Source organism: uncultured Empedobacter sp. (assembly GCF_937930195.1).
Lineage (GTDB): Bacteria > Bacteroidota > Bacteroidia > Flavobacteriales > Weeksellaceae > Empedobacter > Empedobacter stercoris.
Window position 1 is genome coordinate 1 of sequence record NZ_CALGVK010000141.1, and the last position, 11492, is coordinate 11492.

Genomic DNA, 11492 nt, shown 5'->3' on the forward strand with positions numbered 1-11492 from the left:
AATAAGTTTGGACGAACGTTATTTAACGCATCCAGAATCTACTTTTTTGATTGTGGTTGGTGGAGATTCGATGTATCCTATTTATCAAAAAAATGATATTTTGGTGATTCGAACAGATTTGATTCCCTTGCATAATGATGATATAATTGTATCAGTCAATCATGATGATTATACCTTGAAACGTTTTGATAAAGTCAATAATAAATTAGTTGCTCTTAACGCGAGCTATAAAAATTGTGTACAAATACAAGAAAGTGATGAGGTGATTATTTTAGGTGTTGTAGGCGTATTAGTTAGAGAAAAAAGTAATCGAATTTAGATTTATTTAAATGAATTATAGTTCATAAAAAAAGCTCAATCAAATTATGATTGAGCTTTTTAATTTTATTGATATGCCCCAATCGTAGGAGTCGTTCCTCGTGGTTGACCATTATAATCTAACGGAAATTGTTGTGCAAAACTAACTTTTCCTTTATTCTTTGCAGGAGATTCGGCTTTTAGCCATAGTTTATTGGCATTATAATCAGTGTTTTCAAACATTGGGTTTAATGTAATATTGTCCAAGAAATTTGGAGCAGTTGTTACATTTAATGTTGAGGTATCCGAATTATGAATAATATTGGTATCGAATAAATAATTAAATGGAGCACCATCTTTTTTATCTAATACGATTGCATTTGGTGTACGTTCATTATAAAAAATACAGTTTCCAAAAGTCGCTTTTGTTAAAGCCGAAACATTTTTATCATTGTTTTCGTTACTCAAGAAAAGTGAATAAGCTGGTCCGGCCGCAGTTGCAAAATTGAAATAATTAGCAAATGTTGAATGATAAAATTCGTATGATCCACCATATTCTATAGCTAAAGTTGCTAAATTACTGTTGTTCATAACCAAATTATGACCAGTAATTGTGGCATTTGTAGCTAAAATTCCGTACGATTGATTATTAACAATCTTCGCATTACTAATCTCTAACTTCGCATTGTTCACATGTAAACCAGTATCGGCACCAATAATTTTAGCATAATTAATTTTTGACGTACTATTTGGCGCTAATTCTATTTTATTCCATTGATCAGGAATCGAATCATATTTGTTGTCATGACGAACCGAACGGAATTTTACTTCCTCATTCAAAGCACCATTTACCATAAGTTTCGCGTTGTTACCAATCGTTAAACTCGCACCTTTTTTGAAATATACTTTCGCACCTTTGTCAATTGTTAAATCGCTGGTAACAGTTAAATTTCCATCAATCACTTGCGCTTCATTTACATTCCAATTAGCAGAAGAAATCGTAGCATCTTTCGGATGAATTTTAGCTTTTTCTATCCACGATAATAATTTAATCTTTTTCGAAGAATTAGATGTTTCGAAATTAATTTCATCATCGTATAATGGATTTTGAGGCGCTTCTTGTGCATTAACTTCAACGAAAATAAATAAACTATCTTTTTTACGGATAGGAACATTTTCGAAACTTGTTCCTGCTTTTCCGTTAACATTAATATTAAAAAATGATTGATCTCCACGTGTCAAATAAATTTTCGGAATCACGCGATCATCATTTTCCGGGTTATAAATTTTTAAGAGATATGTCTCTGATTTCGAGAAATTATATACGGTGTCTACGGAAACAGTATCTTTGCTATAGCGCAATTCAGAACTAATTGGATCATAGTCAAAATCATCGCGACACGATTGAAAACCAATCAAAGAAGCGATACCAAGTCCAGCGACAAATGTTTTTACATTCATAGAATTAATGATTCATTGATAATAGTTAAACAACAAATGCGGTAATTTATTGTTTATAAGACAAAGATAAAAATTAGATTTTTATAGAGAGAATCTGAGAAAAATATTTGTACAAATAACGAAAATGTTTATATTTGCACCACGAAAAAAATGTGTACAAGAAGTGCAGGTTTAATTTTAAGAAGCCCATTACACTCGAAATTAAATTTGCTTAACGTATTGTTTTAAATGTTTTTTCAGTCAAATTGATTGCAACATTCTCAAAATAATATTATCTTTGCACTCCAATAAAGTTAACAAAGAAGATTAAAAAAATGAAAAAAGATATCCACCCAACAAATTACCGTTTAGTAGCATTCAAAGATATGTCTAACGAAGAAGTATTCATCACAAAATCTTGTGCAGATACTAGAGATACATTAGTTGTTGACGGAGTAGAGTACCCATTAATCAAAATGGAGATTTCTTCTACATCTCACCCATTTTACACAGGTAAATCTAAATTGGTTGATACTGCAGGACGTATCGACAAATTCAGAAGCAAATATGCTAAAAGAGGATAAGAATAGGCAACTATTTTATACCATTAAAATATATCAAAAACCTACAAGAATTTCTTGTAGGTTTTTTTATTTTAATCAGGTTTTAATTATAAATTTGTAAAGTTATATAACACAAAAAATAATTAACTCACATGTCATTATTCGACAATACACAGTTTGCTTTCGAATCGAAATCTGACAAAGATTTAAAGAAAGCCTATTACTTATACAAATTAATCGGAAGCCCCGCATTAACAAGTTTTGGAACTAAGTTTTTTAATTTACCATTTGCCGTAGATTTACCATTCGTTAAACCTGCCATTCGCGAAACAATTTACAAACAATTTGTAGGAGGCGAAACAGCAGAGCAAGGTGTGGTTGTAGCAAATGAATTATTTAAATACCATGTAAGTTCTATTTTAGATTACTCGATTGAAGGATTAACAGAAGAAAAACAATTTGACGAAGTTCGTGACGTGATGTTACACTTAGTTGATTTGGCAAAATCAAATCCTTCAATTCCATTTGTAGTTTTTAAACCTACAGCATTTGGACGAATCGAATTATTTGAAAAAGTAGGAAAAAAACAAACATTAACAGCTGAAGAAGAAAAATCTTGGGCAAATATTCGTCAACGTTTCGAAGCAGTTTGTCAAAAAGGTTACGATTTAGACGTTAACATTATGATTGATGCAGAAGAAACTTGGATGCAAGGATCTGCAGATGATTTGACAGACGAAATGATGATGAAGTACAATACAAAACGTGCCTTGGTTTGGAATACGTTGCAAATGTATCGTCACGACCGTTTGGCTTATTTGAAAGAGATGTATGCAAAAGCTGAACGCGAAGGTTATTTCTTAGGATTTAAAATTGTTCGTGGAGCTTATATGGAAAAAGAACGTGCACGTGCGCAAGCAGAAGGTTATCCATCTCCAATTCAACCAAACAAGGAAGCATCAGACAGAGATTATAACTTAGCTTTAGAATTTATAACAACGCATCATGAGCGTTTTGGTTTATTTGCAGGTTCGCACAACGAAGAAAGTTGCGAATTGTTGATTAAATTAATGAACGAAAATGGAATCGAGAAAAATAATCCTAATTTCTGGTTTGGACAATTATTCGGAATGAGTGATAATATTTCGTTTAACTTGGCTCATTTAGGTTATAATATTGCAAAATATTTACCTTACGGACCAATCAAAGAAGTGATGCCATACTTGGTTCGTCGTGCACAAGAAAATACCTCTGTTGCTGGACAAACTGGACGAGAATTGATGTTGATTGAAAAAGAATTAGAACGTCGTAAAAAATCGAAATAATCGAAATAATCGAAATTTATTATAAATAAAAATCCACTCAAACGAGTGGATTTTTTTATTCAATCTATTTTTTCTTAATTCTAATTTTTCCTTTGTGTTCGTGATACATCATACATGTCGCTTTATTATCGAGCTCATCACATGTTTTTTCAAAATCATAAATAACACTTACACTTTCACCTTCTTTTTTTTCTGAAAGTATTTCAGCATTGCAAACCAAATAATCCACTTTATTATCTATACGAATGTAAGTTCCTGTACAATCTCTAACAATTTCTCCTGTAAATAAGCGATCGTGTGTAACAGTTGTGCTACAAGAAAAAAGTATGAAGGTAGAAAGAGTTGCTAAAGTGAAAAGTGATTTCATATTTTAAATGAATTTATTATTCTTAAAGATAAAACTTTCAATTCAATTTTATGGCTCATTTTATATAATTATTTATCCAAACAAACTGAAAATGAAATGATAATAATTTGTAAAAGTTTATGCTTTTATAATCTTAATTTCTGAGAAAAAAAATGCTTAACTTGCCCTTTTAATCGTATAAAATGAACACAACTTATTTTGCTGAAATTATTTTACCACTATCGTTGAATGGGACTTTTACTTACCATCTTTCCGAATCAGATGTACAGCAAATTAAGATTGGTCAGCGCGTTTCTGTACCTTTTGGAACCCAAAAGCTGTATACGGGTGTTGTACATTCTGTTCATCAAAATGCGCCAGAATTATACAAAACAAAATCAATTCATGCTTTTTTGGATGACGAACCTTTGGTTACGCAAACACAGATAAAGTTTTGGGAATGGATGGCGAATTATTATATGTGCTCATTGGGAGATGTTTTTCGGAATGCCTTTCCTTCAGCGTTAAAATTAGAATCCCAAACATTTGTTCGATTGATTAATCCCAATTACGAAACGATTGAAGAATTAAATGATTACGAATTCTTGGTTTTCGAAGCATTGAAACTTCGAGAAATTATTTCGGTTGAAGAAGCTGCTTTGATTGTAGATGAGAAATCTGCTATTCCTACACTTAAATTATTAATTGATAAAGGAATTATTCGGTTAGATGAAAAACTGAACGAAAAGTATACACCAAAAATTGATAATTATGTCAGATTACATCCCAATTTAAAAGGAAATGAAACGGCTTTTATCGAAATTTTAAGTCAATTAAATAAAGCACCAAAACAACGTGAAACCTTGTTACAATTAATTACGTTAGAAACGCAATTGCAAGAAAAACCGATCAAAGTTGCTGATTTTGTAAAACAAGGTGCTACAAATGCAGTGTTGAAATCGTTGGCAGAGAAAGGAGCTGTTGAGATTTATCAGCATCAAACATCTCGCGTAGAAGAAGAAGAAAAAGATGTTGCTGCGATTGCGGAATTAACGTTGAAACAAACTGAAGCTTTAAACCAAATTAAAGAATATTTTAGAGAAAAATCCACTGTTTTGTTGCATGGTGTGACGTCAAGCGGTAAAACGGAAATTTACCTCAAATTGATGGAGCAAGTGATGGCGAAAGGAAATAAGGTGTTGTATTTATTGCCTGAAATTTCTGTTACCACGCAAATTGTTCATCGTATCAAAAAGCATTTTGGTGAAAAGGTAGGGGTTTATCATTCTAAATTCAATCAAAATGAACGTGTCGAATTGTGGCAAAAGACCTTGAACGGAGATTTTGACATTATTATCGGTCCGCGAACGGCGCTGTATTTACCTTTTGATCATTTGGGAATGATTATCGTTGACGAAGAACACGAATCGTCTTACAAACAAATGGATGTTAAACCTTTTTTTCATGCACGCGATATGGCGATGTTGTTAGGAGGAATGATGAATGCGAAAATCTTATTAGGTTCTGCTACGCCTTCTGCTGAAAGTTTTTTTAATGCAAAACAAAATAAATATGGTTATGTTGAGTTAAAAGAGCGTTTTGGAAATATACAATTGCCAGAAATTAATTTGATTGATCTAAAAAAAGCACAAAAAGAAAAGGAAATAACAGAAGATATTTCGCACACACTTCGAGACGAAATTTTTGAGCAATTAAACCTAAAGAAACAAGTCATTCTGTTTCAGAATCGTCGTGGATATGCACCGATTATGGAATGTAATACCTGTGGTCATACACCCGAATGTTCGAATTGTGATGTGAGTTTAACTTATCATAAATTCTCAAATCAATTAAAATGTCATTATTGTGGTTATGCTCAAGCTAAGCCATTGCGTTGTCCAAGTTGTGGTTCGCATGAATTGAATACAAAAGGTATTGGTACAGAACAAATAGAACATCAAGTGCAGGCTATTTTTCCAGAAGCCAAGGTCAGAAGAATGGATGTAGATGCGATGAGAGGAAAGTTTGCCTACGAAAAATTAATTGAAGATTTTGAAAACAAAGAAATTGATATTTTGATCGGTACACAAATGATTACTAAAGGGTTTGATTTTGGAAATGTAAATTTTGTTGGTGTGATTCGAGCAGATTCTTTGTTGAATTTCCCTGATTTTAGAGCACATGAAAAAGCATTTCAATTGTTGACGCAAGTTTCTGGACGAGCAGGGAGAAGACAAGAACAAGGGAAAGTATTGATTCAATCTTTTCAGCCCGAACATCAGATTTTGCAAAATGTCACAACGTATAGTTATGCGCCAACGATGAAGGATATTTTGTACGAACGCAAAGAGTTTTTGTATCCTCCTTATGCACGCTTAATCAAACTTCGTTTTAAACATAAAAATAAAGAACGATTAGATAAAACAGCAGCTCAATTGGTTACTTTACTTCAACCAAGTTTCGAGACTAAATGTTTGCTTGGACCAGAAGCGCCGTCGATTGGACGAATCAATAATTTATATATTACAGATGTGATGATTAAAATTCGACCAAATCAATCGCCTCAAAAAGTAAAAGATTTAATTCAATCAAAAATAGATCAATTGCATACAATTGCAGCTTTTCGTTCGGTACGAATTGATGTAGATGTAGATCCAGTTTAAAAATATAAACTCTCAAAACCTTAGGTTTTGAGAGTTTTTTAGTTGATGTTATACTTCAAAATTACTTAACGATTTAATTCGATACAGCTAAGATTAAATCTATTCAACAGAATTCTTCAAAAGTGAGTGTAACATTTTTCCAATAATTTCGACTTATCTGTTATCTTTATTGAAATTTTACAACAATCTATGATATCTATTCGAGATTTAAATAAATCCTACATAATGGGGAAAAATAAACTTCACGTATTAAAAGGAATCAACCTTGAAATAGCGGAAGGCGAGTTTGTTGCGATTATGGGATCTTCGGGTTCGGGTAAATCAACTTTATTGAATATCATTGGAATGTTGGATGAACATGATACAGGTGTTTATGAACTGGATGGTGTTAGAATTGAAAAATTAAACGAGACAAAAGCGGCTAATTATCGGAACAAATTCTTAGGTTTTATTTTTCAATCCTATAACTTAATTAGTTTCAAAAATGTATTGGAGAACGTAGCCTTACCGCTGTATTATCAAAAAGTAAAACGTTCAGACCGAAATAAAATAGCACTTAGTTACCTCGAAAGAGTAGGATTGGAACCTTGGGCTTCTCATATGCCTAACGAACTCTCGGGAGGACAAAAGCAGCGTGTGGCAATAGCACGAGCTTTGGCAGCAAAACCTAAATTGTTATTAGCAGATGAGCCTACTGGAGCATTGGATACCAAAACTTCACAAGAAGTCATGCATCTAATTCAAGAAATTAATGACGAAGGAAAAACAATTGTGATGGTAACGCACGAAGACGATATTGCGAATATGTGCAAACGTATTGTTCGTCTAAAAGATGGTATTATCGTGAGCGATGAACATGTAGAACAAATAAGAGTTTAATGATTTCCGAGTTTCAAATTTCGGAAATTTTAAATCAAAAATCGTAAATATAGAATATGTTTGATACAGACCGTTGGCGAGAAATTTGGTCGTCTATTGCAAGTAATAAATTGCGTACAGCATTGTCTGGATTGACAATTGCTTTGGCGCTTTTTGTGTTTATTACATTGTATGGATTGGGAAATGGTTTGCAAAATGGTTTTCAACAAGAATTTTTTCAGGCAAATTCGTTAAATATAACTATTAACGGAGGAACAACAACAGAACCTTATAAGGGATTTAAGCAAGGACGAAAAATTGAGTTGGATATCAAAGACTTCAATTTTATTCAACATTCTTATCCTGAAGAAATCAAATCAGTTGTAAGTACAATTGCCAAAGTAGATACGATTCGAAACGAAGCCAATTCTGGTAGTTATTCGATTACTGGAGTTTATCCTGCTTATGAGGGAATGATCAATGAAAAAGTAACTCTTGGTCGATTTATCAATCAAAAAGATATGGACAATCAGACCAAATCTATTGTAGTAGGACGATTAGTTGCACAAGACTTTTATCCCAATCAAATTGCGATTGGTAAATACTTACAAATAGGAGCGAGCATGTACCAAATTGTAGGTGTTTTCGAAAGTAAAGATGGTGGCGATAATGCCGAACGAGCGTTGTATGCACCATTCACAACATTCAGAACAATTTATGCGACAGATAAGGTTTCATCTATTATTGTAACGCCAAAAGATGGCATGTCCTTGACTGATATTTCTAAATTAGCAAATGCAATCGAATATAATATGAGAGCTCGACACAATGTTGCGCCTTCAGATTATGGTGGAATGTGGGTGCGTAACGCTGCCGAAACAATGGAAGATACCAATCAGTTTTTTGTAATCTTAACAATAATTGTCTTTGTAATTGGAGGAGGAAGTTTAATTGCAGGAATTGTAAGTATCGGAAACATAATGGTGTTTAGCGTAAAAGAACGTACCAAAGAAATTGGTATTCGAAAGGCTTTAGGTGCAACACCAGCCAATGTTTTGTCGCTTATTTTGCAAGAAGCTATTATCATTACACTTATTTTTGGAGCCATAGGAATTGCTTTTGCCGCTTTATTAGTAGAGAATATTGGCGATAGTTTAGAAGAATATTTTATTTATAATCCAGGTGTTGAAACCAATTCGTTGGTAATGGCTTGTATTATTTTGTTTGTTGCAGGAACAGTTTCTGGATTAATTCCAGCTTTGAATGCAGCACGTATAAAACCAATTGATGCTTTAAGAGACGAATAATGAACTTTGTAAAATTTGTTTTTGATCCAGATGCTTGGAGCGAAGTCTACGCGGCGATTCGCAAAAATAAGTTGCGCACTATTTTGACGATGATAGGTGTAGCTTGGGGAATGTTCTTGTTTGTTCTTTTGTTAGGAGTGACACGTGGTTTACAAAATGGTTTTGATCGCAATTTGGCAAATGCCGCAACCAACTCTTTATTTGTTTGGGGAGGTACTACTTCAATGCCGTACCAAGGTTTTCAGAAAGGACGCACAATTGAATTGAAAATGAGTGACGTTCGACAAATTCAGGCCCGATTTCCTCAAATTTCGTTGTTAGCTCCTCGAAACTCGAAACCAAGTTCAATATTAACTTACGGAACAAAATATAATTTTTACACGGTTAATGGAGATTATCCAGATCAAAACCGAATGTTTGGAAAAGACATCATTCAAGGTCGCTTTATCAACGAAGATGATATCAAAACTGAAGCTAAAATTTGTGTTATTGGAATAGAAGTTGCCGAACAATTCTTCGGAAAAAACGCACATCCTTTGGGAAAATCAATTCGTATAAGTGATAGTTATTACACAATTGTAGGGGTTTACGACACGCCTTCTTCACCCGTAGAAAGCAAAGATCAGGTATTTATTCCATTTACAACATTCCAAAAAATATACAATCAAGGAGAAACAATTCAATATTTGAGCTTGAGTTTACCCAATAATTATAATATTGTAGCTTTTGAAAAAGAATTGAAAACGTTTCTCAAACAAATCAAAAACATTGCACCCGAAGATGATCAAGGAATAGGTGGTTTTAATTTAGGTGAAATGCTGGGTAAAATTATGAAGTTTGTAAAAGGAATGCAATTTTTAGCAATCGTTGTAGGCGGAATGACTCTTTTTTCCGGTGTTATTGCAATTGCAAGTATTCTATTGATTACAGTTTCAGAGCGTACAAAAGAATTCGGAATTCGAAGAGCTTTAGGTGCAATTCCAGCTCAAATTCGAGGTCAAATTTTATTAGAATCTGTTGTGTTGACTTTAATTGCAGGATTAGGCGGAATTATTTTTGCTGCATTATTATTAATGGTTCTTAACGAAGTGATCATTCCATCCAATAAAAACATACCTTTATATAATGCCTCAATCGATTTGATTACCTTATTTACAGCTTTAGCTGTTATGGTTGTTATGGCAACTTTGGCGGGATTAATTCCTGCACAACGCGCAATACAAATCAAGCCAATTGATGCTTTAAGAGACGAATAACTAAAACTTAACAAATAGAAAAGAATGAAAAAAATTCTAAAGATTTTGATGATTGTCATTTTTATCGGTGCTGTAATCGGTGTGATTGCGTATTTCGGTAAAAAGAATAGCCAAGACAACGAAGTTTATGAAACAACAACGCCTTTTATGGGAAATATCGAAGTAAAAGCTGTTGCAACAGGCGAAGTGAAACCGTTAGAAACGATAGAAATTAAACCCAATATTTCGGGGGTTATAAAATCAATCAATGTATCCGAAGGTCAATATGTAGAAAAAGGACAATTAATTTGCGAACTAAAAGTTGTCCCAAATGTTCAATCGCTAAATGCGGCGCGTCAAGCTATTCAAGCTGCACAGATTACAGTCGATCAGGAACGTCGTAATTTCAATCGAACATCTACTTTATATAATCAAGGCGTTTTACCTCGTGCCGATTACGACAACGCAAATGCAATTTATAAGTCGGCTCAACAACAATTAAAAGCTGCTGAAAATGATTATAAAGTCGCACAAACAGGTATCGCTCCAGGTTTGGAAGCGTATGCGACGACACGTATTTTAGCAACAACTTCTGGAATGATTCTCGACATTCCTGTTGAGGTAGGAAATATGGTTCAAGAAATCAATAATTTCTCTACAGGAACGACGATCGCTACAATGGCAGATGTTAAGAAAATGATTTTTCAAGGAAAAGTTGATGAGGCTGAGGTTGGTAAATTAAAAGAAGGCATGAAAATTAACGTGTCGATTGGGGCAATTCCAAATAAAACGTTTACAGCAATCTTAGATTTTATCTCGCCTCAAGGAGTAGCGAATAATGGAGTAGTGCAGTTCGAAATCAAAGCGCCAGTACAATTGGATTCTAATAATTTTATTCGTGCAGGTTACTCTGCAAATGCTGAGGTAGTGACGCAGGAAGCAAAAAATGTTTTGTTGGTAAAATCTGCTCATGTGCGCTATGATGAAAACCAAAAGCCGTATGTCGAAATTCTAACTTCTGGCAAAGGACAAGATGCGAAGTACGAGAAAAAATACATTACATTAGGAATTACAGATGGAGTAAATGTACAAGTGAAATCAGGTCTTAACAAATCAGATAAAATAAAAATTTGGAATACCGATTTAGAAAAAAATAAAAACGGAAATGGACCGCATTAAAAATAGCCATTAAACAACAGATAGAAGGAAAATAGTGATGTTTTCCTTCTTTTTTTTTGACTAATTTATTTCGCTTCGCGAAACCTTTCCCGAGTCCATAACCCAAAAGTAGCCGCTGCCCATTTGCTTGATTCAGCAAATCGTCACCGCCTAATCATTCCATGCAGTGAAAATACAAACCTCGCGCGCAATGAGTTTCCTTTTTTTAAAACTATAAACCGTCCAAAAAAAGTATTGTATACACTCTACTGCCACTCTACTGCCACTATGTTGCCTTCA

General features: G+C 33.6%; 10 protein-coding genes. 8 read left to right on the forward strand and 2 right to left on the reverse strand.

What is annotated here, in order from left to right:
• Positions 1–319, forward strand: a 319-nt coding sequence (locus Q0616_RS08175) for a LexA family transcriptional regulator (RefSeq protein WP_298776369.1), incomplete at its 5' end; no start/stop codon positions are given.
• 65 nt (positions 320–384) lie between these two features.
• Here the strand turns inward: Q0616_RS08175 and Q0616_RS08180 are convergent.
• Positions 385–1758, reverse strand: coding sequence for a hypothetical protein (locus tag Q0616_RS08180; RefSeq protein ID WP_298776372.1), 1374 nt, complete (start codon positions 1756–1758; stop codon positions 385–387).
• A 314-nt stretch (positions 1759–2072) separates the two neighbouring features.
• Between Q0616_RS08180 and Q0616_RS08185 the strand changes: the two genes are divergently transcribed.
• Both Q0616_RS08185 and Q0616_RS08190 read left to right on the forward strand, forming a co-directional pair.
• Positions 2073–2321 (forward strand): type B 50S ribosomal protein L31, encoded by a 249-nt coding sequence (locus Q0616_RS08185; RefSeq protein ID WP_171623682.1) that lies wholly within the window; start codon positions 2073–2075, stop codon positions 2319–2321.
• Positions 2322–2452: 131 nt separating this feature from the next.
• Entirely contained in the window at positions 2453–3625 is a 1173-nt protein-coding gene (locus tag Q0616_RS08190; protein ID WP_171623681.1) for a proline dehydrogenase family protein, read from the forward strand.
• A 64-nt stretch (positions 3626–3689) separates the two neighbouring features.
• On the opposite strand, the gene Q0616_RS08195 is transcribed toward Q0616_RS08190, so the two are convergent.
• The gene (locus Q0616_RS08195) at positions 3690–3992 is read right to left on the reverse strand and encodes a hypothetical protein (RefSeq protein WP_171623680.1); all 303 of its coding nucleotides are present in this window, start codon (positions 3990–3992) and stop codon (positions 3690–3692) included.
• Between the two features lie 182 nt (positions 3993–4174).
• Here Q0616_RS08195 and priA point away from each other — a divergent pair, with 182 nt between their 5' ends.
• The 5 genes from priA (at position 4175) to Q0616_RS08220 (ending at position 11213) form a co-directional block, all read left to right on the forward strand.
• A complete protein-coding gene (gene priA / locus Q0616_RS08200) occupies positions 4175–6634 on the forward strand; it encodes a primosomal protein N' (protein ID WP_298776378.1) in 2460 nt (819 codons plus the stop codon).
• 189 nt (positions 6635–6823) lie between these two features.
• Positions 6824–7513, forward strand: a complete 690-nt coding sequence (locus tag Q0616_RS08205; protein ID WP_171623678.1) for an ABC transporter ATP-binding protein — start codon at positions 6824–6826, stop codon at positions 7511–7513.
• A gap of 56 nt (positions 7514–7569) precedes the next feature.
• Complete coding sequence (locus Q0616_RS08210; RefSeq protein ID WP_225539965.1) at positions 7570–8799, forward strand: ABC transporter permease; 1230 nt, start codon at positions 7570–7572, stop codon at positions 8797–8799.
• Positions 8799–10055, forward strand: a complete 1257-nt coding sequence (locus Q0616_RS08215; RefSeq protein ID WP_298776385.1) for an ABC transporter permease — start codon at positions 8799–8801, stop codon at positions 10053–10055. Before Q0616_RS08210 ends, Q0616_RS08215 begins: the two co-directional genes overlap by 1 nt.
• 24 nt (positions 10056–10079) lie before the next feature.
• The gene (locus Q0616_RS08220; RefSeq protein WP_225542437.1) at positions 10080–11213 is read left to right on the forward strand and encodes an efflux RND transporter periplasmic adaptor subunit; all 1134 of its coding nucleotides are present in this window, start codon (positions 10080–10082) and stop codon (positions 11211–11213) included.
• Positions 11214–11492: the final 279 nt, after the last annotated feature.

Excerpts from the sequence above, each read along its gene's own strand:
- Q0616_RS08180 (WP_298776372.1), bottom strand. The coding sequence starts at position 1,758 with ATGAATGTAAAAACATTTGTCGCTGGACTTGGTATCGCTTCTTTGATT.
- Q0616_RS08185 (WP_171623682.1), top strand. The coding sequence starts at position 2,073 with ATGAAAAAAGATATCCACCCAACAAATTACCGTTTAGTAGCATTCAAA.
- Q0616_RS08190 (WP_171623681.1), top strand. The coding sequence starts at position 2,453 with ATGTCATTATTCGACAATACACAGTTTGCTTTCGAATCGAAATCTGAC.
- Q0616_RS08195 (WP_171623680.1), bottom strand. The coding sequence starts at position 3,992 with ATGAAATCACTTTTCACTTTAGCAACTCTTTCTACCTTCATACTTTTT.
- priA (WP_298776378.1), top strand. The coding sequence starts at position 4,175 with ATGAACACAACTTATTTTGCTGAAATTATTTTACCACTATCGTTGAAT.
- Q0616_RS08205 (WP_171623678.1), top strand. The coding sequence starts at position 6,824 with ATGATATCTATTCGAGATTTAAATAAATCCTACATAATGGGGAAAAAT.
- Q0616_RS08210 (WP_225539965.1), top strand. The coding sequence starts at position 7,570 with ATGTTTGATACAGACCGTTGGCGAGAAATTTGGTCGTCTATTGCAAGT.
- Q0616_RS08215 (WP_298776385.1), top strand. The coding sequence starts at position 8,799 with ATGAACTTTGTAAAATTTGTTTTTGATCCAGATGCTTGGAGCGAAGTC.
- Q0616_RS08220 (WP_225542437.1), top strand. The coding sequence starts at position 10,080 with ATGAAAAAAATTCTAAAGATTTTGATGATTGTCATTTTTATCGGTGCT.